General features: G+C 39.4%; 26 protein-coding genes. 8 read left to right on the top strand and 18 right to left on the bottom strand.

The genetic code is table 11. The annotated features are described in order from the left end of the window. The first annotated feature begins 33 nt into the window (after window positions 1–33). Window positions 34–1,182, top strand: coding sequence for a hypothetical protein (locus tag R0J88_RS06220; protein ID WP_410899430.1), 1,149 nt, complete (start codon window positions 34–36; stop codon window positions 1,180–1,182). Window positions 1,183–1,408: 226 nt separating this feature from the next. Here R0J88_RS06220 and R0J88_RS06225 read toward each other — a convergent pair whose 3' ends face one another. The 6 genes from R0J88_RS06225 to R0J88_RS06250 are packed head-to-tail and all read right to left on the bottom strand — an operon-like array spanning window position 1,409 to window position 5,419. Next, entirely contained in the window at window positions 1,409–1,780 is a 372-nt protein-coding gene (locus tag R0J88_RS06225; RefSeq protein ID WP_410899431.1) for a hypothetical protein, read from the bottom strand. Window positions 1,781–1,783: 3 nt separating this feature from the next. Then, complete coding sequence (locus tag R0J88_RS06230) at window positions 1,784–2,734, bottom strand: thymidylate synthase (protein ID WP_410899432.1); 951 nt, start codon at window positions 2,732–2,734, stop codon at window positions 1,784–1,786. 10 nt (window positions 2,735–2,744) lie between these two features. Next, window positions 2,745–3,077 carry a hypothetical protein gene (locus R0J88_RS06235; RefSeq protein WP_410899433.1) on the bottom strand — a complete coding sequence of 111 codons (333 nt, stop codon included), beginning with the start codon at window positions 3,075–3,077 and terminating at the stop codon, window positions 2,745–2,747. Then, the gene (locus tag R0J88_RS06240) at window positions 3,067–3,969 is read right to left on the bottom strand and encodes a hypothetical protein (protein WP_410899434.1); all 903 of its coding nucleotides are present in this window, start codon (window positions 3,967–3,969) and stop codon (window positions 3,067–3,069) included. The genes R0J88_RS06235 and R0J88_RS06240 overlap by 11 nt, the downstream gene beginning before the upstream one ends. Next, window positions 3,962–4,612: a dTMP kinase gene (gene tmk / locus R0J88_RS06245; RefSeq protein ID WP_410899435.1), complete on the bottom strand. Its 651-nt coding sequence runs from the start codon at window positions 4,610–4,612 to the stop codon at window positions 3,962–3,964. Before tmk ends, R0J88_RS06240 begins: the two co-directional genes overlap by 8 nt. A gap of 15 nt (window positions 4,613–4,627) precedes the next feature. Beyond that, complete coding sequence (locus R0J88_RS06250) at window positions 4,628–5,419, bottom strand: metallophosphoesterase family protein (protein ID WP_410899436.1); 792 nt, start codon at window positions 5,417–5,419, stop codon at window positions 4,628–4,630. Window positions 5,420–5,564: 145 nt separating this feature from the next. Between R0J88_RS06250 and R0J88_RS06255 the strand changes: the two genes are divergently transcribed. Further along, entirely contained in the window at window positions 5,565–6,155 is a 591-nt protein-coding gene (locus R0J88_RS06255; RefSeq protein WP_410899437.1) for a deoxynucleoside kinase, read from the top strand. A gap of 578 nt (window positions 6,156–6,733) precedes the next feature. On the opposite strand, the gene R0J88_RS06260 is transcribed toward R0J88_RS06255, so the two are convergent. From R0J88_RS06260 to R0J88_RS06285, 6 genes are all read right to left on the bottom strand, one after another. Continuing rightward, window positions 6,734–7,018 (bottom strand): addiction module antidote protein, encoded by a 285-nt coding sequence (locus R0J88_RS06260; protein ID WP_096793685.1) that lies wholly within the window; start codon window positions 7,016–7,018, stop codon window positions 6,734–6,736. Between the two features lie 5 nt (window positions 7,019–7,023). After that, window positions 7,024–7,257, bottom strand: coding sequence for a type II toxin-antitoxin system RelE/ParE family toxin (locus tag R0J88_RS06265; RefSeq protein WP_410899438.1), 234 nt, complete (start codon window positions 7,255–7,257; stop codon window positions 7,024–7,026). 316 nt (window positions 7,258–7,573) lie between these two features. Continuing rightward, window positions 7,574–10,465, bottom strand: a complete 2,892-nt coding sequence (gene gcvP / locus R0J88_RS06270; RefSeq protein ID WP_410899439.1) for an aminomethyl-transferring glycine dehydrogenase — start codon at window positions 10,463–10,465, stop codon at window positions 7,574–7,576. A 155-nt stretch (window positions 10,466–10,620) separates the two neighbouring features. After that, window positions 10,621–11,010, bottom strand: coding sequence for a glycine cleavage system protein GcvH (gene gcvH, locus R0J88_RS06275; protein WP_410899440.1), 390 nt, complete (start codon window positions 11,008–11,010; stop codon window positions 10,621–10,623). Window positions 11,011–11,214: 204 nt separating this feature from the next. Beyond that, window positions 11,215–12,297: a glycine cleavage system aminomethyltransferase GcvT gene (gene gcvT / locus R0J88_RS06280; RefSeq protein WP_006794101.1), complete on the bottom strand. Its 1,083-nt coding sequence runs from the start codon at window positions 12,295–12,297 to the stop codon at window positions 11,215–11,217. A gap of 93 nt (window positions 12,298–12,390) precedes the next feature. Further along, complete coding sequence (locus tag R0J88_RS06285; protein ID WP_410899441.1) at window positions 12,391–12,990, bottom strand: hypothetical protein; 600 nt, start codon at window positions 12,988–12,990, stop codon at window positions 12,391–12,393. A gap of 126 nt (window positions 12,991–13,116) precedes the next feature. On the opposite strand from R0J88_RS06285, the gene R0J88_RS06290 reads away from it, so the two are divergent. Further along, complete coding sequence (locus R0J88_RS06290) at window positions 13,117–13,962, top strand: LysR family transcriptional regulator (RefSeq protein ID WP_008127667.1); 846 nt, start codon at window positions 13,117–13,119, stop codon at window positions 13,960–13,962. Window positions 13,963–14,160: 198 nt separating this feature from the next. Continuing rightward, a complete protein-coding gene (locus tag R0J88_RS06295) occupies window positions 14,161–16,317 on the top strand; it encodes a TonB-dependent receptor family protein (RefSeq protein ID WP_410899442.1) in 2,157 nt (718 codons plus the stop codon). Between the two features lie 131 nt (window positions 16,318–16,448). Here R0J88_RS06295 and rlmB read toward each other — a convergent pair whose 3' ends face one another. The 6 genes from rlmB to R0J88_RS06325 form a co-directional block, all read right to left on the bottom strand. Continuing rightward, the gene (gene rlmB, locus R0J88_RS06300; protein ID WP_006794097.1) at window positions 16,449–17,192 is read right to left on the bottom strand and encodes a 23S rRNA (guanosine(2251)-2'-O)-methyltransferase RlmB; all 744 of its coding nucleotides are present in this window, start codon (window positions 17,190–17,192) and stop codon (window positions 16,449–16,451) included. A gap of 5 nt (window positions 17,193–17,197) precedes the next feature. After that, window positions 17,198–19,639 carry a ribonuclease R gene (gene rnr, locus R0J88_RS06305; protein WP_410899443.1) on the bottom strand — a complete coding sequence of 814 codons (2,442 nt, stop codon included), beginning with the start codon at window positions 19,637–19,639 and terminating at the stop codon, window positions 17,198–17,200. Window positions 19,640–19,838: 199 nt separating this feature from the next. After that, window positions 19,839–20,576 carry an enoyl-CoA hydratase/isomerase family protein gene (locus tag R0J88_RS06310; RefSeq protein ID WP_039036399.1) on the bottom strand — a complete coding sequence of 246 codons (738 nt, stop codon included), beginning with the start codon at window positions 20,574–20,576 and terminating at the stop codon, window positions 19,839–19,841. Between the two features lie 114 nt (window positions 20,577–20,690). Continuing rightward, window positions 20,691–21,305, bottom strand: coding sequence for a DNA-binding response regulator (locus tag R0J88_RS06315; RefSeq protein ID WP_010555700.1), 615 nt, complete (start codon window positions 21,303–21,305; stop codon window positions 20,691–20,693). Next, window positions 21,302–22,405 carry a sensor histidine kinase gene (locus tag R0J88_RS06320; RefSeq protein ID WP_410899444.1) on the bottom strand — a complete coding sequence of 368 codons (1,104 nt, stop codon included), beginning with the start codon at window positions 22,403–22,405 and terminating at the stop codon, window positions 21,302–21,304. Before R0J88_RS06320 ends, R0J88_RS06315 begins: the two co-directional genes overlap by 4 nt. Continuing rightward, window positions 22,402–22,572 carry a hypothetical protein gene (locus R0J88_RS06325; RefSeq protein WP_006794092.1) on the bottom strand — a complete coding sequence of 57 codons (171 nt, stop codon included), beginning with the start codon at window positions 22,570–22,572 and terminating at the stop codon, window positions 22,402–22,404. The genes R0J88_RS06320 and R0J88_RS06325 overlap by 4 nt, the downstream gene beginning before the upstream one ends. Before the next feature lie 156 nt (window positions 22,573–22,728). Here R0J88_RS06325 and R0J88_RS06330 point away from each other — a divergent pair, with 156 nt between their 5' ends. The 4 genes from R0J88_RS06330 (at window position 22,729) to queG (ending at window position 26,814) form a co-directional block, all read left to right on the top strand. Next, on the top strand, window positions 22,729–23,595 hold the full coding sequence (locus R0J88_RS06330; RefSeq protein ID WP_410899445.1) for a DMT family transporter: 867 nt from the start codon (window positions 22,729–22,731) through the stop codon (window positions 23,593–23,595). Further along, window positions 23,592–24,296: a glycerophosphodiester phosphodiesterase gene (locus tag R0J88_RS06335; protein WP_410899446.1), complete on the top strand. Its 705-nt coding sequence runs from the start codon at window positions 23,592–23,594 to the stop codon at window positions 24,294–24,296. The genes R0J88_RS06330 and R0J88_RS06335 overlap by 4 nt, the downstream gene beginning before the upstream one ends. Before the next feature lie 58 nt (window positions 24,297–24,354). After that, window positions 24,355–25,572, top strand: coding sequence for a methyl-accepting chemotaxis protein (locus R0J88_RS06340; protein WP_008126841.1), 1,218 nt, complete (start codon window positions 24,355–24,357; stop codon window positions 25,570–25,572). 111 nt (window positions 25,573–25,683) lie between these two features. Then, the gene (gene queG / locus R0J88_RS06345) at window positions 25,684–26,814 is read left to right on the top strand and encodes a tRNA epoxyqueuosine(34) reductase QueG (RefSeq protein WP_410899447.1); all 1,131 of its coding nucleotides are present in this window, start codon (window positions 25,684–25,686) and stop codon (window positions 26,812–26,814) included. Window positions 26,815–26,818: the final 4 nt, after the last annotated feature.

Genomic DNA, 26,818 nt, shown 5'->3' on the forward strand with positions numbered 1-26,818 from the left:
CATATAAAACAATAGCCTTATATTAGGAATATTATGATCAAAGTATTATTAGCGACCAGCTTAATTGCCTCTTCATTCGCTACTTTAAGTAATCCTTTAACTGTTGAAGAACAGCGTATCAACAAAGCCCAATTAGCAATGCCCAATGTTTTAAAAGCATTTACCCCACAAATATCAAGTTTTGAGAAGCAATTTAAAGAGCTTAACAACTTTAAAAGTGCAAAAACATTAGTACAAAGCTTTAGCTTTGAACTATGGGAAAACGCCAAACAACGTATAATAAATACCAATAACTACGACGACCGAGCGCTTTACTGGGCACGCCTGCTTTCAAGCAAAGTAATACGCACAACATCGCCTAAATTTTCAATTACGCAGGCTCAACTCAATACGTTACTAACCCTACTAGAGGACGGCAGCAGAGGCCGCACCGACCTTACTTTTTCATCAGGCAGCACTAAAAAAATATTACTTACAGGCTTTGACCCATTTTTACTCGATAGAAACATAAACCAAAGTAACCCCTCAGGTGTTGCAGCGTTATTACTCGACGGCCAAGTTATTAATTACAACGGCATAACCGCAGAAATTAATACCGTTATGGTGCCTGTGCGCTACGAAGATTTTGATCAAGGCATAATAGAATCACTGCTTGCCCCCTACTACGCACTTAATAATGTAGACATGGTTGTAACCGTAAGTATGGGCAGAACACAATTTGATTTAGAGCACTTTCCGGGTAAACGCCGAAGTGTAACCGCGCCCGATAACGCTAATATTGTGTATGGCGGAACGCAAACAAGCCCAGTAATACCAAAACTTAATGGCCGACCACTCCCAGGCAACGAGTTTGTAAAATTTAGCTTGCCTGTAAATTACATGCAACAAGCCAAAGGCCCCTATAAAGTTATCGACAATCGTGAAGTCACCACGCTTGAAAAAACCTATAAAGCGCCTTCGTATGGCGAGCTAAAAAACAGTATTGCGGTTAATGGCGGCGGCGGTGGATACTTGTCTAACGAAATATCGTACCGAAGTATTCGCCTTCGTGATGCGCTTAATTCAAGTATACCTACAGGGCATATTCATACCCCACGTATACAACAATTCGAACCCGAAACAGAAGCTAAAATAGTAAACCAAATAAAGGCAATGCTAGAGCAAAGTTTAGTCGCGCTATAAGTTATCAAAATAAGTTTAAGCGCGTAAAAAAGGGCAATATTATTGCCCTTTATTTTCTCACGCAATCTCCCACGGTTAATCACATGGTAAACGCATTTTCATATTCTATTCGCAGTGGTCTAGACAGAGTAATTGACTCGACGAGCAATAAACTATAAATCTAGACCATTGATGTGTAGTCAAAATTTGGCGCTTTTAGTTTTTAATGGGTGATCTCTTTGATTTTTTAATGCTTATTCTTATTGAGTATATTTATTAATGGCTTGACGTGAAGGCTTATATCCAAAGCATTCTCACGCTTTAAGGAATATGTATTACATACAAAATTAATGGTCTCATAATAACCTTTTCTTGATGCTAAAAAAGTTTGCTCATCAATTGAATTATACGCTAGCTCAAGTATGACTCTACAGACCAACATTTTATCACTATCATCACTTAATTGATTTAATTTATAATCATTTACACTTTTAATGTATTCCCTTAATGCATTGGCAGAAGAAATAAAAGCATATCCAAACTCATTTATCTCTTTTAATGTTTTTTCTTTGTCTAATTTAAGCATGTGACTTAATTTTCTTTCTAAATCATGTGACATAATTTATCTCTCTCTATTATACTTTTTAAGCCATTGCTCGGTGACATACTCAATGATGTTATTCGTATTTCCAACACGGACTAATTCTTTATTCTTATGCTTAGTATAAATCTGAAATATATATTTCAAAAAAGGAGCATTTATGTGAGAAAATGTTGCATTTAATATAGCTCCACGATTATTAATAATGTCACTTACAAAGTCATTATCTAAAGGTAAAAATGAGCCTAAAATATTACTCACACTTTCAATATTATTTGCTGATACAACATCCTTTACGGCATCAAAATCTTTTGCATATATGTGTAATGAGTCAGATATATGTCTTTGTTTACCAACTTCACACCCAACTTCACCTGCAATATATTTCAGTAATACATTAAACACGAAAACATTGTACGGGATACCTAAAAATAAATCATTTGATCTGTTAATGACCATCATATCTAGTTTAGAGTTTCTTATTTTAAAGAAAATACTTGTATTACAAGGAATATCCCTTGAGTTACGGTTAGATATGTCGTCAGGTGAATATAACGTAATAACCGCTCGTCTAGTTGTTGAATCTCTTTTTAGTAAGCTAACTATCTCATTTATTTGATCTATTTCAAAATACTTTCGGGCTCTATAACCATAAGCTCCATTGAGAGTATCCCCATCATCAGAAAATTTATCATATGAACTAATAAAGTACTTTAAAGGGCTAAGTTTATTACTACCCTCAATAATCCAAGCAGCTTCAGCAATGGCAAAAAATGGGTTTAAATAACGTCTTGAAAGAATAGTAATTGGTAATTCATTAGCACAAAACTCAAAACAACAAGGTCCTAAATCATAAACAGCACCAACCCTAGAACTACTCTTTTCTATTTCCCTATCAATATTTTTAACTGCAAACTGTAATGCGGTCAAATAATTCAAGTTAAAGTCTAAATACTCAGAAAAAACTTCCATTTTAATTCCTTTAAAAGCGTGCTTTATTAATTGCCAGTTTTTTTAAAAAACCTTTTTCTAAATCAACATCAAATTGATTTGAAATTTTTAATAAATAAATAAAAACATCTATCAGCTCTAAGTCTAACTCTTCTCTTACTTCAGCTAACAGCATGTCTCCACGTGAGACTTTTTTCAGGATATTGCAAAATTCACCAAGCTCTCCAGTCAAACAAACAGCTAAGTGCTCTAGCTCATGCAGATTTTTTTCATCTATTTTGGTATAAAATGATTTTCCTGAAACGCTATGAGACAAATCAAACTCTTTTTGCATTTCTTTCAAGTCTATTAATTTAAGGTTCATTAGATAACCTTTTAGCCAACTCTAATAAAGACGAAGAAAAATCAGTAGATGTTTTTTCTAAATCTTCACAATGAGATGTCGTTTCACGGCGTTTTTTTAATATATTTCCTTTTGCTATGCAATCATCTAGCATTAATAAAATGTCTTCTTTAATTGAATCCAGTCTATCTGGAGGATCAGCTACGATAATGTCTTTGAGCATTTGAATCGCAGTTAAATCAACTACAGTACTGTTGTTAGACTTTTCTTCTAAAAGATTGAACATATTTTGAGGCTCTAATCTCAAAATTTTACCCATGGTAGGCGAGTTTAATAAATCTATTTTTGGTTTAACCAAAGGCACTATCGAAGTATTGCAATAAGCATAGAAAGAGTGTAAACAAAGGTTAACACTTTTTATTTGATTCACACTTTCTAAAATTTGAACTAATCGTAAACGAATTTCTTCTAAGTTTATACGGAGAAAACGGTGAGTTTCTAATGCTCTCAAGTATACAGATGCATATAGCTCAGAACCAACCCATTTCGTCTGGAATATTAGAAAAGATGGAATTGGTTTGTCCCCTGATAGTGATATATGATCTTGAGATATTAATGAATATAAAGCTCTATTACTTGAAGGCTTACTTTTAAGTTCAGTTATTATATGATCCATGCCCTCTTTTACGTATTCACCATGATTTATATGTAAATCATCAGGGCATTCTACAGCAATCCATTTTTTAGCATCATCAGTAACATCTAAAAGAGAATTGGACTTCAAATTATCAGCACTGATAGAGCAAGTAACCACAAGGTTATGTATACCTTCTGACTCTTCTGCCTTCAAATTTACTTCCTCAGCAAGAGCCTCTAAAGAGTCAACTTCTGTATACTCGATATTATTAATCAATTTGTAAAAGCGCCTCTGTTCTATCTTTAATTAACTGATGAATCTCCTGAATTGACAGTGAAGCATCAACAACAAGTAATTCACCTTCGTAATCTTTAAAGATCGAATCATAATTACTCTTGACTAGCTTTAGCTTTTCAGTGTTTTCATATTCATCTTTAAACGCACGATTTGACATTCGCTTAATAGATTCACTTACTTCATTATCAAAATATACAACCAAATCAGGCTTAGGAAATCTAGAATTAAGACTTTTAACCATATCGTAATCTGTTTTTGAATTACAGTGATAAGCAAGTGAGGAGAAGTAGTATCTAGTACTAATTACTATCGAACCTTTCTCCTTCAAAGGTATAACCCCATCAACTTGATTAAATAAATGGTCATGACGATCAGCTGCAAATAAATAGGCCATCTGCTCATCAAATAAATTACCATTATTAAAAAATGGATTAATTCCTTTTGATAAACTCACTCTTCCTTTAAATGCTTGACGAATAAGATTACCAACTGGACCGTCAGATGGCTCACATGTTGTGTAACATATTTTATTCTCATTTAAAAAATGTTGGTGTAATAAGTTAGATTGCGTGGTAGTTCCTGAACCATCAATCCCTTCAAATACGATAAATAAACCTTTCATGCTAATTTCTCTATGTTATTTTGCTTTAACTAATGTAATTTTATTAGGATCATGATCCGGCGAAAAGTGATAAGAAGTTACAACACTCTCATTATCCTTAATACAAATATGATTGATGCCATTTTGGTACGTATCTGTAAGAAATCCCATCGACCTCACACCAAAAATATTAAAACCACTTTTACCAATTGGTAAGCTCTGATTGCAATGTTGATGTCCATGGACAACCAAATTAACTCCTAGTTTATCAAAGCAATATAATGCAGGATAAGAATTTCTAATTGCAGAGACATCAGCTTTAAATTGCCCAACAAAGTGATGATGAACGGCTATAACTGTGAACTTATCTGGATCTAAATTTTTTTCTTTGAAAAAACTATCATCAATCAACCCATACTGGTGGTCTGTATGGTATGCACTATTAAGTAGAACTACTTGAATATCGTCTACGTCAAGAATGTGGTGATTTTTCTCAGAAAATGAGTTTAATTTATCTTTCCTGAGGGAATAAGCAAACTTATCATAATTTGAAAAAGGATTAATACCTTTGGTTATATCATGATTACCAGGACAAGATAAAATATCCTTCTTATCAACTAATTTAGCTTCAATGAAGTGCTTGAAAAAATCAGTAGCTTCCTTATAGCCCCCAGGATTAGCTTGAAAAGTAATATCCCCTGTTATGAGAATTTTGGGTTTTTCGAATTTAGTCAAGAAGCTTGAGAGGCAGTCTTTTAACTTGTCTAAGTCATAAGGAAATTTCTTTTGACCAAAGTGTAAGTCTGATAAATGGATTATATCGGTCATTAATTCAAGCTTGTTCAATAATAATATAGATAATATTCTACGCGATTAAAACAAAAATAACACTTGTAAATCACTCAATAATATTGTCCCTTATATCATAGATTTTATAGGCTTATAATGATTTTTTAAAAACTTAGGAATTAAAATGAATCAACAAAAAATTATATTTATATCGGGTCCGAGTGCCTCTGGGAAAAGTACTGTTGTCAAAAGTTTTTCAGAAGAAATGTTTTCATATATTGAGAATGTGAAGAATAACCCTTATATATCCCAATTAAACTCTGATAAGGAGTTTAATGCATACCAAAGTCAAATGTGGTTTTTAAAAACAATGCATGAATTTATAGCTTCAGTACCGACTGGGAAAGATATTATAATTGATCAATCCCCTGAAGCAGTTACATACACATACTCAAAATACTTTTTTGATAAAAAACTAATTAGTGAAGATGAGTTTTCAATTTTGGAAAATGAACTTTTAAAAGTTAGAAAACTAATTGAAAGTAAAAATTATCTTTCAATAAACATATTATTGAAAGCATCATCTAAAGACTTATACGATAGAGCAAATGCTCGTGATCAAGAAAATGTAATGCCACTGCAGTGGTTCATAGATATTAACAAATATTTTACCAATTATTATATGACTGATAGTCATATAATTAAATTAGAAACTAGTGATCAAAGTTCATCGAATCTCTTTGAAGAAGTAAAGAAAATTATTGAACAAAAGTAAAAACTTCCCTCATTTGAAAGTTCAGGTCAAGCGCGCAGTTGTGTTTTCTTGATCTTTTTATTCAACATAATTCGCCAGAGTCTGGTCTTGCTTCTTGCTAAGACAAAATACCAACCACACGTTTAATATCAACCTCACGTCTAACACCCTCCCCCGTCATCACGCCTGAAAATAAGCAATCGATGAGTAATGCATTTCATGGATGAAATGAAAGCCATGCTTGCACATGGATGTGCTTTCATGGCGTTTACGTTCACATCAATTGTGTTTTGAAGAAAATAGCGTGATGCTCGGGTGCGCTGAGAGTGTCCAGAGAGGGACCAGCGGCAGCCCCTCTTAGGCTGTCGTCGCCAGCGCGACAAAACCTTGAATAAGGTTTCTAATTTCTAGAAGCGTGAAACGCGAAACGTATTCGCGCTATCGGTGATGATAAACCTCAAACATCTATTCAAATACTTATTCGGGCTGCCGCCCGCGCGTCAGCAAGCTAAACGCCTACAATAAATAACACATACTCTTGGCTTTTGAGCGAGTAAGTATATTTGTGATTCGTTGGGTTTCGTTTCACTCAATCCAGCTTATGCAACTTGTGTTGTAAGGCGAAAGTTAAGTGCTTTCATCACTTTAAAAATAGTTTCCCAACGTGGCTTGGTTTTACCGTTAACTGCTTTATATAAGCTTTCACGGTTTAACCCCGTTGCTTTAGCAATATCACTCACGCCATGTTTTTTTACTAATAAACCGAGTGCTTCAATAAAGGTATTTGGATCATCATCAGCTAAACACTCTTCTAAAAATGTATTAATTTCTTGCTGTGTTTCCATATAGTCAAACGGGTTAAAATCTGATGTTTGTAGCGTCATAGTAATTACTCCAATTCACTTAAAAGAGCTTTTGCTTTGGTAATGTCTTTACCTTGTGTGCCTTTGTGTCCACCATTGAGTAGTAAAATAATCTCATTGCCTTGGATTATGTAATAAACACGATAGCCTTTCCCTACGAAAATTCGCATTTCAGATATGCCACCACCAAAAGCTTGACGATCTTTGAGCTTTTTAAGCCATTTATCGAACTCGTTGGTTTTCTTAATACGATATTTCATAAAACCATTGTAGCCCAAAGGCTACATGCGTGCAATTTTATTTAAGGGATACCGAATTTTAATTTAACAATCAACGCGCCAGCAAGCTGTACGCCTACAATAAATAACACATACTCTTGGCTTTTGAGCGAGTAAGTATATTTGTGATTTGTTGGGTTTCGTTTCACTCTTCCCAACCTACGCGTATATTATTTATGACGAATTACTATGCACAAAAAAGCCGTTGCATTGCTGCAACGGCTTTTATAATTTTGATAAATTTCCAAACTATAATGGAACTTACTACCCATTAAAGTTCAAAAATCAGTCTGCTCTCTTAGTCGCGGTATGTCTCAATTGGAGGACACGCACATACTAAGTTACGGTCGCCGTATACGTCATCTATACGTGTAACAGTTGGCCAGAACTTGTCTTTAGCAACGCTTGGCACTGGGAATGCAGCGTAAAAACGGTCATACGCGCGGTCCCATTCGTTACCAAGTACGTCAGCTTGTGTATGCGGTGCAAACACAAGTGGGTTGTTTTCGATTGACCATTCCCCAGAGATTACTTTGTCGATTTCGCCTTTGATAGATACCATTGCTTCGATAAAGCGGTCTATCTCGCCTTTTGACTCAGACTCAGTTGGCTCAATCATTAGCGTGCCCGCTACTGGGAACGACATAGTAGGTGAATGGAAGCCGTAATCTTGCAGGCGCTTAGCGACGTCCATTTCAGTAATGCCTGACGCTTCTTTTAATGGGCGTAAATCAACAATACATTCGTGAGCAACGCGATTGTTACGGCCACGGTATAAAATTGGGAAGTGCTGACTTAACTCGTGCGTTAAGTAGTTAGCGTTTACAATGGCCATTTCGGTGGCTTGTTTTAAGCCCTCTGAACCCATCATGGCAATGTACGCCCATGAAATAGGTAAAATAGCAGCTGAGCCGTAAGGCGCTGCCGATACCGCACCGTTGTCAATGTTTGTACCTGGTACGTTAATTACGCTGTGGTTTGGCATAAATGGCGCAAGGTGCGATTTAACACCAATTGGGCCTACACCTGGGCCGCCGCCACCGTGTGGAATACAAAACGTTTTGTGCAAGTTTAAGTGCGATACGTCTGAGCCAATAAAGCCCGGGCTTGTTACACCTACTTGCGCGTTCATGTTTGCGCCGTCCATGTAAACTTGGCCGCCGTGCTCATGAATAATGTCACATAGTTCACGAATGGTTTCTTCGTAAACACCGTGGGTAGATGGGTATGTGATCATGGCACACGACAGGTTTTCAGACACGTCTTCAGCTTTCGCTTTTAAGTCTTCCATGTCGATGTTGCCGTTTTTATCACAGTTAACCACCACAATTTTCATGCTCGCCATTTGTGCCGACGCTGGGTTAGTACCATGCGCTGAGCTTGGAATTAAACATACGTTACGGTGTGCATCCCCTCGTGACTCGTGATATTTACGAATGGCAATTAAGCCTGCGTATTCACCTTGTGCACCCGAGTTTGGCTGAAGTGAAACCGCATCGTAACCCGTAATGTTAACTAGCCAGTCGTGTAGCTCGTTAATCATTATTTGATAACCTTCTGCTTGGTCTAGCGGGCAGAATGGGTGAAGGTTTGCAAACTCAGGCCATGTAACTGGGATCATCTCAGCGGTCGCGTTTAGTTTCATGGTGCATGAACCTAACGAGATCATTGAGTGGTTAAGTGCTAAATCTTTGTTTTCAAGGCGCTTAATGTAGCGAAGCATGTCTGTTTCGCTGTGGTAGCTGTTAAAGTTTGGATGCGTTAATACTTCGTCATCACGTACTAAACTCGCTGGAATAGAGTCGCTACCGTTTGCTTCAATATCGGCTGCAATAGCGTCTACGCTTAGGCCGTGACCTTCACCTAGTACAATATCAAATAGCTCGGCTACGTCTTCACGTGTTGTGGTTTCTGAAACCGAAATTGAGTATTCGCCGTCGTGGTTTGTAGCAAAGTTAACGCCTTTGGCAAGAGCACGTGCTATTACGTCGTTTTTGTTGTCGCCAACAATTGTTAACGTATCAAACCACGTGCTGTGCTTAAGGGCGATGCCTTTGGTTTTTAGGCCTGCAGCTAAAATATCAGCAAAGCGGTGTATACGCTGCGCGATCGTTTTTAAGCCTTGTGGGCCGTGGTACACCGCATAAAACGCCGCCATGTTGGCAAGTAGTACCTGCGCTGTACAAATGTTTGAGTTGGCTTTGTCGCGGCGGATGTGTTGTTCGCGCGTTTGCATTGCCATACGTAGTGCGTCGTTACCTAAACGGTCTTTAGATACACCAATAATACGCCCTGGTAATGAACGCTTGTACGTGTCACGTGTTGCAAAAAATGCAGCATGTGGACCGCCGTAACCCATAGGTACACCAAAACGCTGAGCCGAACCAAGTACTACGTCGGCACCTAATTTACCCGGTGCTTTTAATAGTAATAAACTCATAATGTCGGCAGCAACACAGGCAATGGCTTTTTTGCTTTGAACACCAGCAATTAGGTCGGTTACGTCAACTATTTCACCCGATGTAGATGGGTATTGGAATAATGCACCAAAAATGTCGTGGTTAACGGCGTCGGCCGCTTTACCAATAATGATTTCAAAACCAAACTGCTCAGCACGGGTGCTTACTACGTCAATAGTTTGTGTGTGTACGTCGTCGGCAATAAAAAAGGCATTGGCTTTTTTAGCTTTAGATACACGCTTTGCAAGGCCCATCGCCTCGGCTGCAGCGGTTGATTCGTCAAGTAACGACGCGCTTGCTAAATCAAGGCCGGTTAAATCTAGGGTCATAGTCTGGAAGTTTAGTAATGATTCTAAACGCCCTTGTGCAATCTCTGGCTGATACGGCGTGTACGCTGTATACCAACCCGGGTTTTCAAGTACGTTACGTAAAATTACGTGCGGTACATGTGTTGGGTGGTAGCCTTGGCCAATGTACGATTTGAAAACTTTATTTTTGCTTGCTACTGATTTTAAGTAGCTTAGTGTTTCAACTTCAGTACGGCTTTCGCCAATGCTTAGCGGTTGCTCTAGGCGAATGTTAGCCGGTACAGTTTGATCGATCAGCTCTTGTACACTCGATACTTCAAGAGCGCTTAGCATATCGCTTACTTGCGCTGGGCTTGGCCCAATATGGCGGCGAATAAAATCTTGCTTTTGCTCTAACTGTTCAAGAGATTTGGCGTTTGACATGTGTCCAGATTCCTATGATCCTAAATACTAATGGGTAACTAGTATTGATTAAAATATATGATGATTTGGCAACTTACTGGGTATGGGCAATAAGCTGTAAAATCATAAAAGCCCCGATTGTTTACTCAACATGCGGGGCTTTAGACAAAAAGTGATTACTCTTCGTCGATAGTGTGCGAGTAGCCTTCAGCGTCTAATAGGTTGTCTAGCTCAGACACATCAGATGCTTTAAGACGGAATAACCAACCGTCGCCGTACGCGTCGTTGTTTACTGTTTCAGGTGCGTCTTCTAGCTCTTCGTTAATGGCAACAATTTCGCCGCTAATTGGTGCGTAGATGTCTGATGCCGCTTTAACCGACTCTGCTACTGCACAGTCTTCGCCTGCGTCTACTTCGTCGCCTACTTCTGGTAATTCAACAAACACCATATCGCCAAGTAGTTCTTGCGCGTGTTCTGTAATACCAACTGTAAAGGTACCGTCACCTTCGTTGCGAACCCACTCGTGTGAAGAAGCGTATTTTAATTCAGTAGGGATATTGCTCATTATCTTGTTCCTTTGGTTATGATACCAATCAAATTAAATATTTAACCAATCTAGCGGTCTAAATAAAGCGCTAACATCGTTATTAATTTATCAGGTAGAACAACTACATATCAAAATTAATGCCTTGTTATCACTCTATTTATCCGTCGCTGTAAGTGGTTAATAACTCAACATAATTGGTATTATTGGGTGATAACACCAAATTTAAATTATTGATTTACCGTTACGTACAAAGCTAGGCTTCACTACTTTAACGTTAACTAATTTTTTGCGCATTTCTACTTGAGCTGTGTCGCCTGTTGAACGTGGAACACGTGCAAGGGCTACACTAAAACCAAGTGTAGGTGAGAAAGTACCTGAGGTAATAACCCCTTCCCCACCGTCAACAATTACTTTTGAACCGCTACGCAATACGCCTTTTTCTTCAAGTACTAAACCAACAAGCTTGTCGGTGCTTTTTTCAGCGCGTTGTTTAACCAGTACGTCACGGCCAATAAAGTCACGATCTTCTGGTTCCCATGCAATGGTCCATGCCATGTTAGCTGCAAGTGGCGATACGCTTTCGTCCATATCTAGGCCGTAAAGGTTCATACCTGCTTCTAAACGTAGCGTGTCACGTGCACCTAAACCAGCTGGCGCTACACCTGCGTCTAGCAGTTGTTGCCATAAATCGGCTGCTTGGTCGTTTGGTACTACAATTTCGTAACCGTCTTCGCCAGTATAACCCGTTGTAGCAATAAATAAATCACCCACTTGAACACCAAAAAACGGCTTCATGCCTTCAACTGCAGCTTGTTGCTCTGCATTTAAAAGCGTGCCTGTTTTTTCGCGTGCGTTAGGGCCTTGCACTGCAATCATTGCAAACTCTGGACGCTCAGTCACTGTAACGGCAAAATCGCTCGATACATTAGCTAAATGCGCTAAGTCTTTTTCGCGCGTAGCCGAGTTAACCACTAAGCGGTAAAACGTTTCGCTGAAAAAGTAAATAATAAGGTCGTCAATTACGCCGCCTTGCTCGTTAAGCATGCCGGTGTAAAGTGCTTTACCTGGTACGGTTAATTTAGCCACGTCGTTTGCTACAAGCTTACGTAAAAATGCTTTAGCTTGGTCGCCTTCAATATCAACAATGGTCATGTGTGATACGTCAAACATGCCTGCATCGTTACGCACTGCATTATGTTCTTCTATTTGTGAGCCGTAGTTGATTGGCATTTCCCAGCCATGAAAATCAACCATTTTTGCGCCCGCTTCTAGGTGCTTAGCATGGAGTACAGTTTTAGAAGTCATAACATTCCTTCACGTTTTAAATTAACCCTTAATGGGCGTGGCTTAAATTAAAAACAGGCAAACATTATTATGTTTACCTGTTGGTTGTTTTTGTTATGCGGCCTGGTTTTGCATTACTGCAAAACCCTGCGTTTGCATATAGCTTTGCCATTTTTGTAGCTCTGGCGCTTTAGCTATGAGCACAAAATGCTGCTCATCTTTGTTATCAATCGCGGTAATAAATACCTCACCGCTTTGCGCACCGTAGCATAGTTGTGCGTCAGATAATCGCAAACCGGGTGTTAATTTAAAGGCATCAACTAGCGTATCAAAGGCGTTTTCGCCGCTTAAGGTAAAGCTAGTTAGGTCGGTACGAATAACGTAGTCAATATCAAAACGAAGCTGTTGTTCGTTTATAAGTGACTGTAATTGCAGGCTTGCGCTGTGAGGTAATACAAATCGAAAAGCGGTTTCGCTAAAATAATATACGGCGTAACTAAAGTCAGAATAAAAGTCGCCATCTAATGTGCCTTTTAAACCTAAACCGCTGGCCGTTAATTTTGTTAAATCGTGGCCTAAAATACTGCTTAAAAATACAGAAGCTTCGCTGCCGCTAAAATCCATTACAACTATGCTGCTATTTGCTTGCAAAGCGTTTATAACCGCGCTGTTAGCGTTGCTGTGGCGGGCAAACATTATTGGGTTAAAAGTCATAACAAACACCTGTGTATTTTTAATCTTAAAATTATATTGCGCGGGGTCTGTAACAACAAATTGTAATTATTTATCAATTGATAAATAATACTTATATATGTACCCACATAAATTGTAATTTTAAATATGAAAAATATATCAACCGACAGTTTACGTACCTTTGTAATGATTGTAGATGTAGGCGGATTTGCCAAAGCCGGCGACTTTTTGGGGCTTTCGCAACCTGCGGTAAGCTTACAAATAAAGCGTTTAGAAGATGTATTAGGCTATAAATTATTTAAAAAGCAAGGGCAGCGCCAAGTACTAAACCAGTACGGCGAACTATTATTGCCCATGGCAAAACAAATGATGCAATACAACGATGCCATTTTGCAGCAATTTACGTCAGAGAGCATTACCGGAAAAGTACGTTTAGGCATACCTAGCGAATTTGCTGCGCGTATACTCCCTTCTATTATTGGCGACTTTGTGGCGCTGTACCCAGAAGTATCGCTTGAAGTTAAATCGCGATTAAGTAAGCATTTGCTTTCGGCTTCTAGGCAAGACCAATTTGATCTAGTGCTTGCGCTAAACGAGCAACTTACCTCAAGTAAATTTCCTATTTTTATGCAAGATCAATTGGTGTGGGTGGGTGATTTAAACCAAGCAAAAAACCAAGTGGTTACCTTAGTAACCGCGCCAGAAGGATGTATTTATCGCCGCCGCGCTACCGATGCGCTTAAAAATGCCGGCATAAAATACCGTATTGTATATAGCAACGCCGACTTAACGGGGCTTATTGCGGCATTAAAAGAAGGGCTTGGCATTACAGTACTGGCAAAAAGTACCGTACCCAGCGAACTTAATTACCAAGTACACACTAAACACTTACCTGCACTGGGCAACATTGGTATTAGCTTGGTTAAAAGTTCGGGGGAATCAGAAAATGCGGTAGATAAGCTTGCTGAGTTTATTGCCTTGCGTTTAGGCTAATAAATTAAAACACCCACTTTGTACCTAGCCTCATGATTACAAAATAATACAAAAGAAACAAAAAAGTTAACCACGTTGCACAACCCTGTGTTTTTAGCTCTAAAAAAATGAATAGTTTTATACTAAATAATATTGATTCGCATTCGTTAACGTGTTCAAATTACGCCAATTCAGAAAATCAATGTGATTAGGACAAAAATGAACCCTAAGTTTTTAGTATCTACTCTTGCAACTGCGGTTGCTTTGTCTTTTACAGCTACTGCAATGGCTAAAGACACCAGCGATAAAGAACAGCGCTTTGAACAAATTACAGTTATTGGCTCACAGCAAGCTATTAACGACATTCCAGGTTCGGCTACTTTTATCTCTGACGAAGAACTTCAAAAATTTGAGTTTACCGATATTTCGCGTGTTTTAGCGTCTGTTCCGGGTGTTTACGTTCAAGAAGAAGATGGCTATGGCCTTCGCCCTAACATTGGTATGCGCGGTACTGGTACCGGCCGTAACGATAAAATTTCTGTAATGGAAGACGGTGTATTAGTCGCACCTGCGCCTTACTCTGCGCCTTCTGCTTACTACTTCCCTACTATGGGTCGTATGGAAACAATTGAAGTATTAAAAGGTGCTGCCTCAGTTAAGTACGGTCCTCGTACTACAGGTGGCGTTTTAAACTTACTTTCTCGTAGCTTACCAACCGAGCCAAATAGTTCTAAAGGTATGGTAGATGCAGCCCTTGGTAGCGATGGCTACTACAAAGGTCACGCATACTTTGGTAAAGAAAAAAACAACACGTCTGGCTTGGTTGAAGTATTTACTTACGGCGCAGACGGCTTTAAAGAGCTTCCTGTTGGTAGCGATAATACGGGCTTTGAAAAAACTGATTTACTATTAAAGTTTGGTCATACGTTTGGTAAAAATGATGCTCACAATATTGAGCTAAAAGTAAAATACTCTGACGAAACATCAGACGAAACTTACATGGGCTTAACTGACGAAGATTACAAAGCAAACCCTAATCGCCGTTACGCTGCATCGCAAAACGATGAAATGAACACTCGCCACAACGCTTACCAACTAAACTATGCGTACCGTTTTGGTGAAGGCTACGAGTTACTTGCAACCGCTTACCTAAACGATTTTCATCGTAACTGGTATAAAGCAAGCAGTGTAGGAACTAGCACGCTTGAGCAATACAGCGACTTTGAAGCAAATCCAACAAGCGAAGGTATTGAAGGCATTGGTGTTAAAGCTAACAACCGTGATTACCAAGCAAAAGGCATTCAGTCTGAATTACATATTCCTGCAGGCGATCACTACATTACTGTCGGTGTGCGTTACCACGAAGACGAAATGGATCGTTTCCAATGGCAAGACACATACACGCTTAATCAAGACCTAAGCATGACACTTACATCACAAGGTGTACCTGGCTCAGATAGCAACCGTGTAGACAGCGCAAAAGCAAGCACGTTATTTGTTCAAGACGAATGGACACTAGACGCGTTAGTTATTAATGCAGGTCTTCGTTACGAAGACATTACCATTACGCGTGAAGAATGGTCTAAATCAGATCCAACTCGTAGCAATGGCTTAACTAAAGATATTTCTAACGATACTGAAATTTTAGTGCCATCGTTAGGTGCCACTTATACACTTAACGATAACGTTACGTTACTTGCCGGTATTCAAAAAGGTTACGCTCCAGCGGCACCGGGTAATGCTGACCAAGAAGAAGAAGAAAGTGTAAACCTTGAGTTTGGCTCTCGCTTTAATATGGATGGCTTTAACGGTGAAGTGATTGCGTTTTTCTCTGATTACGACAACATGCACGGTAACTGTACTGCTGCTGTGGGTTGTAGCGACGAAAATATTGGCGACCAATACAACTACGGTGAAGTAGAAGTATCGGGCTTTGAATTTAGTGCGGGTCGTACTTTTGCAACAGACGCTGCGCAATTTCCAGTTAAATTAACGTACACATACACTGACTCTGAGTTTAAAAACACGTTTGATTCAGAAATTTGGGGCTCGGTAGAAAAAGGCGACGCAATGCCTTACGTACCTGAAAACCAAGTTGCTTTATCGTTAGGCGCTGAGTTTGCATCGTTTGTTGTTAACAGCCAAATACGTTACGTATCTGATTCTCATGCCGACCTATCTGACTCAGGCTTAAACGCAATTGATAGCCGTGTAGTATGGGATTTAGCTGCTAAATACTTAATCGACGACAAACAAAAAGTATACTTAACGGTTGATAACCTGTTTGATAAAACGTACATAGCTAACCGTGCTAATGGCGGTATTCAGCCAGGTAAGCCTCGTAGTATTCAAATGGGCTACACATACAGCTTTTAAGTAGTTGCTGAGTAAAACGGCTCGTTAACTAAACCGTTTTACTCACACCATACTAAGCAAATAGTAGATACAAAAAAGCCGAGATTAATTAATCTCGGCTTTTTTAATGCTTAGCTTTAAACTAACGCAATTTAATTGTTTGCGTTACGTTGGCGTAATACTTCAAATAAACAAATACCGGTTGCAACCGATACGTTTAAGCTAGACACCGAACCTGCCATTGGAATTTTTACCAATACATCGCAATGCTCACGTGTTAAACGGCGCATCCCCTCACCTTCTGCGCCCATAACTATGGCCATTGGGCCTGTTAAGCTTGCATCAAATACATGCGTGTCGGTTTCGCCAGCAGTGCCAACTACCCATACGCCAGCATCTTTAATTTCACGAAGAGTACGTGCAAGGTTAGTTACTTGAATAAGGGGCACTGTTTCTGCTGCGCCACACGCTACTTTTCGTGCTGTACCGTTAAGCTTTGCCGACTTATCTTTAGGAACAATAATCGCGTGAACACCTGCCGCATCTGCACTACGCAAGCATGCACCTAAGTTATGCGGGTCGGTTATGCCATCAAGTACGAGTAAAAATGGAGTTTCTTCACGCGCAATGATCACATCTAGATCTTTTTCGTTGTACGTTGGCGCCGCTTTTACGTTAGCAATAATCCCCTGATGCTGCTCGTCTTTCGACTTGTTATCAAGTGCTTTACGCTGCATAAATTGTACTGAAATACCAAATTTACGTGCTTCATCAATAATCGGTGTTAAGCGTTTATCATCACGGCCTTTAAGCGCGTAAATTTCTAAAAATCGCTCAGGCTCTTTTGCTAAAATTGCTTCAACAGAGTGAAAGCCAAAAATTAATTCATTACTCACGTATTTTATGCTCCTGGGCTTGTACGTTTACGGGCATTTTTGCCTGGTCTTTTAGGCTTTTTAGCCGATTTCTTTTTCGGTTTTTTCTTTGCGGTGCTTTCGCTGGCTTTAACCGCCGACTTACCAGCAGCTTTGCCTTTACCGGCTGGCTTTTTTTTACCTTTTGGCTTGTCGTCTGACTTTTTACCCGGTACTTTGCCTGCTTTTAATTGTGAGCGTACACTCGCAGGGCCTTTACCTTTAGGTGCACGACGGCGTGAATACCTATCTTGTGCTACATCGCCTTTAAGTACTAAGTTTATACGGCGGTCGTCTAAACTGACTGAGGCAACTTGCACCGTTACTTTATCGCCAAGTCGGTAAACGGTGTGGCTGTGTTCACCAATCAGGCAATGTTTTGCAGCATCATGTGCAAAAAACTCGTCGCCTAAATTAGTAACATGAATTAAACCATCAATTTGTAAATCGTCTAATCGTATAAATAAACCAAAGTTTGTAACCGACGAAATAACCCCGTTAAACTCATCGCCAACGTGGTCTTGCATAAACTCACATTTAAGCCAGTCGGCTACTTCGCGAGTCGCATCGTCTGCACGGCGCTCAGTGGTTGAACATTGCTCGCCTAATTGATCTACTTCATCGTCAGTGTACGCGTATGCGCCTGACGTTTGTTGACCTTGTGCTTTTAGCACCGCTTTAATTGCACGGTGTACAACTAAATCTGGGTAACGACGAATAGGCGATGTAAAGTGCGCATAAGCCGATAACGCTAAACCAAAGTGACCTATGTTATCTGGCTGATAAACCGCTTGTTTCATTGAGCGCAGCAGCATAGTTTGAATAAGCTCGGCCTCTGGGCGCTCGCCTAATTTAGCTAATATTTGCGTAATTTCTTTAGGCGTTGGTTCGTCACCTAATGTGCTCTGAATCCCTAACTCAGTTAAAAACTGTGTAAAGTTACCTAGCTTTTCGCTGTCGGGTTCATCATGCACACGGTAAAGTGCACTGGCCTCGTGCTTTTCGAGTAATTTAGCCGCTGACACGTTGGCTAAAATCATACATTCTTCAATGAGTTTGTGCGCGTCGTTGCGGATAACAGGCACAATAGACTCTATTTTACGGTGTGCATTAAATACAAAGCGCGTTTCGAGTGTTTCAAATTCAATAGCACCACGCTCTTGGCGTGCTGATTTAAGCGCCATGTACATTTGCTGTAAATCAGTTAAATGTGGCACTACGGGTGCGTATTCTTCGCGAAGCTTTTCGTCATTTTGTAAAATGGCGTTTACTTTAGTGTAAGTTAAACGGGCGTGAGAATTCATTACCGCTTCGTAAAACTTATAACCCGACAATTTACCTGCCGCTGATACGGTCATTTCAGCAACCATACAAAGGCGGTCTACTTTAGGGTTAAGTGAACACAACCCGTTAGACAGTACTTTTGGTAGCATTGGGATAACTTGCTCAGGAAAATACACTGAGTTACCACGTGCAATGGCTTCTTTGTTAAGTGGTGTATTCATGCCTACATAATGCGATACATCGGCAATAGCAACCCATAAACGCCAACCGCCTGATTTTTTAGGCTCACAGTACACTGCATCGTCAAAGTCGCGGGCGTCTTCGCCATCTATCGTAACAAGCGGTAAGTCGCGTAAATCTACGCGGCCTTGTTTGTCTGCATCTTCTACAAATTCGCCTAAGTGGGCGACTTGTGCGTCAACCTCTTCTGGCCAAACATGCGGAATGTCGTGATTACGAAGGGCAACTTCAATTTCCATACCTGGTGCTAAATGCTCACCTAGTACATCAACCACTTTACCTACTGCGTTCATATTGCGGCTAGGATTTTGAGTGATTTTAACCTGCACCATTTGGTTGTGGCGGGCACCGTTTTCGTTGCCTGGTAAAATCATAATGTCTTGCGTAATACGCGGATCTTCAGCGACTACAACTGCAACACCATGCTCAACAAAGTAACGCCCTACAATAGGGGCGCGCTCGTTGGTAAGCACTTTAATAATACGGGCATCGCATTTTGAGCCAGAGCCACGTTTTGTACCTTTAGCTAATACAATGTCGCCATGTAACACCATGTTCATTTGATGTTTGGCAATAAACCAATCTTTGCTCTCGCCTTCAACTTCTAAAAAGCCAAAACCGTCTCTGTGGCCTATTACTTTACCTTTGGTTAAACCGGCTTCGTCAATAAGTGCATAGCATTTAAATTTATTAAAATATAACTGACCATCACGCTCCATTGCACGAAGGCGACGTTTAAATGCAATTTGACGCTCTTCATCATTAACGGCTAGTTCTTCACATAATTGTGCGTAGTTAGCTGGTTTTGAACGCTCTTGAAGATGAGTAAGTATAAACTCACGGCTAGGGACGGGGTTTTCGTACTTTTCTTGTTCTCGACTGAGATTTGGATCTTGGTTTGACATTCACTATCTTGTTAGTTGGTTATGAAGGTTATTTTAACCCATATACGTAAAATGAGACAGGTAAAAGCACTTAATATTTAAACAAAGCTCACCTATCGGTTATTTAGCTTTTTAAACTTAGCGTACAGGGCCTTAATATGTCCTTAATTATGCAGCTTAATTGTGTCATTGTGATTAAGCTGCATCAGTGACTAAGCCATTACTTAGTTTTGTGAAGATTTTTGTATAACATTTTACTGACGTTATCGATAAAAGCAGGGTCTTCTTCTTTAATAGTTTGCAAGATGTGTTTGTTCATTTGCGATTTGTTTTGAGCGTAAATCCAGCGATTTTTATTAAACTGCGCTGCAAATTCAAGTACACCGGCTTGCAGTTCGTCACTGTTAGAAAATACAGCTTCTATTACGTTGTTTTCAAACAGTTGTTGTGCACCCACCCGTTCGCCCGTCATTGCTAGCCTATTAAAGAAGGTTTGCGGTATCGCTTTATTAATAATAGGAAACATAGACGGTACAAAAGGCACCAGTACATCAACTTCAGGAAAGCAAAAAAAGCCTTTGTCTGATTTCATAAATCTAAAATCACAGGCACAGGCAAGCACGGCTCCATTACCATAAGTATGACCATTGAGGGCTGCAATAATAGGCATAGGAAACGTAACAATACGTTGTAGCAACTGTGTTATTTGCAACATAAAGTCAGAAATAGCCGCTGGTAAAATGCTTGGGTTTGCCATCCACTCAAGGTCAATACCCAGCGACCAGCTTTTGTCGCTTGCTGAGGTAAGTACCACCGAGTGAATGCTTTTATCAGCCTCTATATGATCAAGGTGTAAATTAAATTCAGCCAAAAACGCTGGATTGTGTCGATTTTCTGCGGTGTTCATTGTTAAAACTGCGACACTATTTTTTACTGTTAAATCTATTAAATTTGCCATTTAACCCTCTTTTTGCGAATTTTAAGCTTACTTTAAGCGTTGTTCGTTACTTTTGTTGTTATGACTAACATAGTAAGGGTTTGTGTTAAATTTATAAACCTTAATCACATGTGTTTATAACCACCCTTTTTGTTTAGCTATACGTGCTGCGTCGATTCGGTTTGTTGCATTAAGTTTGGCAATTGCGTCTGACAGGTAGTTACGCGTTGTGCCTTCACTTATAAATAACTGTGTGGCTATTTCGCTCGTTTTAAGTCCATCGCTTGCAAGCTTTAATGCTTTTCGCTCTTTATCGGTAAGTGGATCGGCATCGTCTAGAGCGTTAATTGCAAGCTCTGGGTCAATCACTTTTTGCCCTTGCATTACCTTTTTGAGTGCGTTGATTAGCTCGTCACTCGGGGCTTCTTTTAATATAAATCCTTTAACACCGGCACTTAACGAGCGCCTAATATACCCAGCGCGTGAAAACGTGGTCATGATCACCATTTTTATAGCCGGAAATTGCATTGCTATTTTTTCACTAAGTTCTATGCCGTTCATTTTAGGCATTTCAATATCGGTTAAAATAATATCTGGCATTGCATCTTCATCAAGCCCATTAATAGCATTTAGGGCATCTAGCCCGTTGCTTGCTTGGCCAATTACGTCAATATTAAAATCTAGGCTAAGTAGTGCACTAACAGCGTCACGCACTAGCGCCTGATCTTCCACTAAAAATATTTTGATCATTGTAAATCCTCAGATGAAATTGGCAGTACTACGTTTAATGTAAATTGTTCACCACAGGTAAAAGCTGCACTACCTTGTATTTGCTCTGCTCGTTCTTTTATACCGTTTAAACCGTTGCCTGCCTCGAGCCTGCCACAGGGTGCATTATCTATTACTTCAATGAGTAATTGCTGGGGTGTTTGCTTAATTGTTATTGCGCTGTTTTTAGTTGAACTATGGCGTAGTAAGTTAGTGACTGACTCTTTAATTATTAAACTAGCAATGCTCTCTACCTTGGCAGGTAGCACAGATAATTCAACGTTAAACGTAATATTAAAATCTTGCTCTAATAACCGTTGTTTTAACTGAGCAACTTGGCTTACCAAATTGAGCTCTTTTAAGTCGCTTACGGCACTGCGTACATCGCTAAGTAGCTGCCTTGCAAGATCTGCTACTTGAGCTATTTCGTTGTTTGCTTGCTCGTAGCGCTCACCTTGGTTTAGCTTATTAGCCAGCTCGGCCTTTAATGCAATAGATGATAGTGAGTGGCCTAAAATATCGTGTAGGTCACGCGCTATACGTTCACGCTCAGCAATAGCAGCTAATTGCTCTAATTGGTTTGCACTTTCTTGCTCGCGCTTTTTATGGTCGCGTTCTCTTTTTGCTGCAATTCCATAACTAAATAAAGCGGCACATAATATTAAGGCCACAGCCAAAAAGTATTGAAGCTTTCCCATATCGCTTAAATACGAACTTGTAAAAAGCGCCACCACAATGGCTAATGCGGCATAAAACCGCTGTTTTAAGTTATAACTATACCCAGCTACATAGGCAACAAAGCCATATAAGGTAGGTGTGCCAGAGGTAAAAAAAGTGGCGCTAAAACAAATAGCGAGCAAGGCTAAAAATAAGGTGGTTATTTTTGTGTTATCGCAGTTAATTGCTTTTACATACAAGATAATAAAGGCAATATAAAAAGCTAAACATAGGCCCATTTGGCTTTTTGTGAATTGGTCAAAATTAATAATTAATGGCAGTAAGTAAAAGCCTGTAAAAATTAAATGGCCGTATTTCCAAAACGTTTTATCCGTTTGTTGAGAAAAGCTACTTTGCGAACTCATGCTAGCACCTCTGGTGTATTATTTTTATTTAAAGCACTCTTTTTATTAATAAATATAGATACCACAAAAATGCTTATCAGCATAAAATAATCAATGTAATTAATAGTAAAATTAAGCGAATCAAAAAACTCGCTAATATCAAGACTCATTAAAACTAAACTATTCATAGCACTCTCCTGTTAAGTAGGATAACTATGCCAGTACGTAAAAATAATAAGAGTGTGAAGTGTCATTAACTTTGCTGACATTTGTCATGTTTCAAAAAATTCATCTTGTTGACGCCCCCTCGGTGATAACATATTAAAAAAGGAGATGATGTTTAAATGCAGCCACAACAGCAAAGCTTAATTTACCTACATATTGCCGTGTTACTTTTTGGGGGAACCGCCCTTTTTGCCAAACTCATTGGTTTAAATGCTCTGGATATTACAGTTTACCGAACAGCTATTGCTGGTATGGCAATATTGGCAATGCTTTCATTCGGGAAAAAACAAATTAAGTTAAACAATCCCAAAGACTACCTTATTGCTTTATTTTTAGGTGTTACAGTAGGGCTACATTGGGTGACTTATTTTGCAGGTATGCAAATGGCAGGCATAACCATTGGTATGCTTGCATTTTTTAGCTATCCAGTAATGACCGTGTTTTTAGAGCCTTTATTTAATAAAAGTAAACCTCAAGCAAAAGATATAATAAGCGCTGGTGTAGTTGTTTTGGGTATTTATTTATTAGTACCAAGTGCTGATTTAGGTGACGATGTAACACTTGGTGTTATTACTGGCGTGGTATCTGCGTTGTTTTTCTCTGTCAGAAACATTACTCACAAACGCTATTTTAGCCAATACGGCGGCCCACAGACGATGTTTTACCAAACCTTGGTAGCGAGCATAATGCTGTGCGCATTTATTGAAGTGCCTGTGTACGAGGTGAGTAATCAAGATCTTATATTAATTGCCGTCGCTGGCATTATATTTACCGCTACACCCCACTCGCTATTTGCAGCAAGCCTCAAACATTTATCAGCCGCAACGGCAGGGCTAATTTCGTGCTTACAACCGTTGTACGGTACTATTTTGGCTATTATTATTGTTCACGAACGCCCAACATTAATAACCCTGATTGGCGGTGCACTTATTGTAAGCGCTGCATGCTTTGAAACATGGTCAATAACCAAGAAGGCTCGACAATGAAAGTTTTTGCACACAGGGGCGCTAGCGGGCACTTTCCCGAAAACACGAAAAGCGCCATTTTAGAAGCCTTAAATATGGGTGTAGACGGCATTGAAGTAGATATTCAAAGCGCTACCGATGATTACATGCTAATACATGACTCGTGGCTAGACAGAACCACCAACGGAAAAGGCAAAGTTAGTGAGTTTGATGCAGCAACCCTTACAAAGCTTGATGCGGGTAATGGCGAATGTATACCAAGGCTACAACAGTTATTTGATTGGAATAACAATAAAACCTTACTTAATTTAGAACTTAAGCATACCTTTGAACTTGAAAAGTTTGCTGACCAGCTTGAACGTAATATCAGTGCGGGAACCATTTCATGTGCTAATATTTTAGTATCATCGTTTGATCATCATCAATTACAATGGCTTAAAAAGCGTTTACCCTGGTTAAAAATAGGCGCTTTAACGTCTTCTATTCCAATTAATTATGCAAAGTTTGCACAAGACTTAAATGCATTTAGTGTGCATGTAGATAAAAATTTTATTAACAAAGCGTTTGTAGATGATGCTAAAAAACGCGGGCTTGAAGTTTACGCTTATACAGTCGATAAACAACAAGATATTGCACTTATGCATGACTTCGGTTTAGACGGGATTTTTACTAACTTTCCCATGCAATCCAAGGCATATTTGCTATCGTTAGCTGATAAATAGAGTCGCTTATACCTTGCAAATGCCTGCGTAAAAGCGTTCAAACATAGGTTTAAGCAAGATGAGTGGCTTAATGAAAATTTATAATTACATCGAACAAACATTCTTTTTTACTCTAACGCGTAAAATTGTTGGTAACTTAAGTTTTGTTTTTCTGTTTCAAGCTATTACTTTGTTTTGGCTTTATGACAGCTTAAGTGAGCAACAAAATCTTGGCCTTTTTTGGCTACTAACCTTGGTTATTATTTCAGGCTTTGCGTTTACGCTTTTTTACATGCGCTTTTTGATTGTTCGCCCTGTAAAAGCAATGTGCGATACGCTTATTAAAATTAATCAACAAGATGCCAATTTAAACGCTAAACTTCCGCATTTTTCATACGACGAATTTAAAACGTTAAGTACGCAATATAACGATTTTACAAGCCACTTAAGCCAATTACTTAACACGACTTACACAAGCGCTGAAGCCAGCGCACAAAGTAATAAAGCCGCAACTGAGTCAATGCAAAGTACGGAAAATTCGAGCGAACAGCAAATTACCTTAAGTCATACAATTATTGATGCCAGTAACCAAATAACACAAAGCTTACAAAATATTGTGGGTAATACCGACAGTGTTCATACTGTAAATAATGAGCACTTAGCCTTTGTAAAACTCTCAGCTCAAGAGCTGAGTTCTCTGGTTGAGAAAGTGCAGTTAATAACTGATATGTTAGGCAGTTTTGCGAGCACCGTTGATGGCTTGAAGGAAAACAGTGAGAATATTCGAAGTATTTTAAAAATGGTTGAGGAGTTTTCTGATCAAACTAACTTACTCGCGCTTAACGCCGCGATAGAAGCTGCGCGAGCAGGAGAAGCCGGACGTGGTTTTGCTGTTGTTGCTGATGAAGTACGTACCCTCTCGGTTAAAGTAAGTGGAGCTACTCGCCAAATCAGTGATTTTATAACCCAAATGAACGACCTAGTAAGTGAAACAAATAAAGAGTCAGAGCAACTTATTAACCATTCTAAAAATGCGCAAAGCTCAATTTGTTCAACCTCTGAAGGGTTTAGTAAAATGCTTAATGAATTTGAGAGTAATCAACAGCAATTACAGCAAATTGCCAGCGCCGTACATTTACTAGAAGATACGCAAAATTTAACCCATCAATCGGTAGAGCAAATTGTTGAATTAGGCGAGCAGGCTAAACAGCAAATAGACACCGCTCTTGCCGACAGTCAATTGTCGCAAGAGTTAAGCTTACAAACACAGCAGCAATTGAAGCGCTTTGTACTTTAATTTTTATCATAAATGCGGTTTACGTTTAAACACCTATTGATGCGTAAACCTCAACACACCCTTGTAATTATGCTAAATTACAGGGCGATTATTTAATATGCGTGAATATGTGTGAGCAACCTAACTCCTGACTACCCTAAATTAGCCCAGCAAATAAAAGCATGGGGAAAAGAACTCGGCTTTAGCGAAGTAGGGATCACTGATATAGATTTGAGTAAGCATGAACAACAGCTTCAACGTTGGCTTGACGCCGGGTTTCATGGCTCAATGGATTATATGGCGGCACATGGAATGAAACGCGCTCGCCCTGACGAGCTTATTCCCGGCACACAACGTGTTATATCGGTAAAAATGAACTACCTGCCCCCCGATGCTGGCTTTGCTAAAACATTAAAAAACAAACAAAAAGCCTATATTAGCCGTTACGCACTTGGCCGAGACTACCATAAATTAATTCGTAATCGATTAAAAAAGCTCGGCCAAAAAATAGAACAAGAGGTAGGTGAATATGGCTTTAGACCCTTTGTTGATTCTGCCCCTGTATTAGAGCGCCAATTGGCTGAAAAAGCGGGACTGGGCTGGCGTGGAAAACATTCATTACTAATAAACAAAGAAGCTGGATCGTGGTTTTTTTTAGGTGAATTGTTTATTGATTTACCGTTACCTGTTGATAATGAAAATACCTTTGAAGGCTGCGGTAAGTGTGTAGCCTGCATAACCTTATGTCCTACAGGTGCAATTGTAGAACCTTATGTGGTTGATGCGCGTAAATGTATCTCATACTTAACAATAGAACACCAAGGCCCTATTCCTGAGCAATACAGAACTTTATTAGGTAACCGAGTTTATGGCTGCGACGACTGTCAATTAGTTTGCCCGTGGAACCGCTATGGACAAATAACCGACGAACGAGACTTTCATCCGCGTACGCATTTAAAAGACAAAGACCTGCTTGAGCTGTTTAGTTGGGATGAAACCACATTTTTAAAAAATACCGAAGGCAGCCCAATTCGCCGAATTGGTCATGAACGTTGGTTACGTAATTTAGCTGTTGGTTTAGGTAATGCAAACTTTGACCCTGACATTGTTAGCGCGTTAGAACAAAAAATTGATGGTTGTAGTGATCTAGTAAAAGAGCATATTCAGTGGGCACTGGAGCAGCAAAACAATAAACAACCCTCACTTAGAAAAACGCAAAGACTTATTAGGATAGTGGAAAAAGGCTTACCACGAGATGCATAAATTC

This window comes from Pseudoalteromonas sp. SIMBA_162 (genome assembly GCF_046535955.1).
GTDB lineage: Bacteria > Pseudomonadota > Gammaproteobacteria > Enterobacterales > Alteromonadaceae > Pseudoalteromonas > Pseudoalteromonas marina.

Bases quoted from the DNA above. Each gene is read 5' to 3' on its own strand.
- R0J88_RS06220 (WP_410899430.1), top strand. From the start codon at position 34: ATGATCAAAGTATTATTAGCGACCAGCTTAATTGCCTCTTCATTCGCT.
- R0J88_RS06225 (WP_410899431.1), bottom strand. From the start codon at position 1,780: ATGTCACATGATTTAGAAAGAAAATTAAGTCACATGCTTAAATTAGAC.
- R0J88_RS06230 (WP_410899432.1), bottom strand. From the start codon at position 2,734: ATGGAAGTTTTTTCTGAGTATTTAGACTTTAACTTGAATTATTTGACC.
- R0J88_RS06235 (WP_410899433.1), bottom strand. From the start codon at position 3,077: ATGAACCTTAAATTAATAGACTTGAAAGAAATGCAAAAAGAGTTTGAT.
- tmk (WP_410899435.1), bottom strand. From the start codon at position 4,612: ATGAAAGGTTTATTTATCGTATTTGAAGGGATTGATGGTTCAGGAACT.
- R0J88_RS06250 (WP_410899436.1), bottom strand. From the start codon at position 5,419: ATGACCGATATAATCCATTTATCAGACTTACACTTTGGTCAAAAGAAA.
- R0J88_RS06255 (WP_410899437.1), top strand. From the start codon at position 5,565: ATGAATCAACAAAAAATTATATTTATATCGGGTCCGAGTGCCTCTGGG.
- R0J88_RS06260 (WP_096793685.1), bottom strand. From the start codon at position 7,018: ATGACGCTACAAACATCAGATTTTAACCCGTTTGACTATATGGAAACA.
- R0J88_RS06265 (WP_410899438.1), bottom strand. From the start codon at position 7,257: ATGAAATATCGTATTAAGAAAACCAACGAGTTCGATAAATGGCTTAAA.
- gcvP (WP_410899439.1), bottom strand. From the start codon at position 10,465: ATGTCAAACGCCAAATCTCTTGAACAGTTAGAGCAAAAGCAAGATTTT.
- gcvH (WP_410899440.1), bottom strand. From the start codon at position 11,010: ATGAGCAATATCCCTACTGAATTAAAATACGCTTCTTCACACGAGTGG.
- gcvT (WP_006794101.1), bottom strand. From the start codon at position 12,297: ATGACTTCTAAAACTGTACTCCATGCTAAGCACCTAGAAGCGGGCGCA.
- R0J88_RS06285 (WP_410899441.1), bottom strand. From the start codon at position 12,990: ATGACTTTTAACCCAATAATGTTTGCCCGCCACAGCAACGCTAACAGC.
- R0J88_RS06290 (WP_008127667.1), top strand. From the start codon at position 13,117: ATGAAAAATATATCAACCGACAGTTTACGTACCTTTGTAATGATTGTA.
- R0J88_RS06295 (WP_410899442.1), top strand. From the start codon at position 14,161: ATGAACCCTAAGTTTTTAGTATCTACTCTTGCAACTGCGGTTGCTTTG.
- rnr (WP_410899443.1), bottom strand. From the start codon at position 19,639: ATGTCAAACCAAGATCCAAATCTCAGTCGAGAACAAGAAAAGTACGAA.
- R0J88_RS06310 (WP_039036399.1), bottom strand. From the start codon at position 20,576: ATGGCAAATTTAATAGATTTAACAGTAAAAAATAGTGTCGCAGTTTTA.
- R0J88_RS06315 (WP_010555700.1), bottom strand. From the start codon at position 21,305: ATGATCAAAATATTTTTAGTGGAAGATCAGGCGCTAGTGCGTGACGCT.
- R0J88_RS06320 (WP_410899444.1), bottom strand. From the start codon at position 22,405: ATGAGTTCGCAAAGTAGCTTTTCTCAACAAACGGATAAAACGTTTTGG.
- R0J88_RS06325 (WP_006794092.1), bottom strand. From the start codon at position 22,572: ATGAATAGTTTAGTTTTAATGAGTCTTGATATTAGCGAGTTTTTTGAT.
- R0J88_RS06330 (WP_410899445.1), top strand. From the start codon at position 22,729: ATGCAGCCACAACAGCAAAGCTTAATTTACCTACATATTGCCGTGTTA.
- R0J88_RS06335 (WP_410899446.1), top strand. From the start codon at position 23,592: ATGAAAGTTTTTGCACACAGGGGCGCTAGCGGGCACTTTCCCGAAAAC.
- R0J88_RS06340 (WP_008126841.1), top strand. From the start codon at position 24,355: ATGAGTGGCTTAATGAAAATTTATAATTACATCGAACAAACATTCTTT.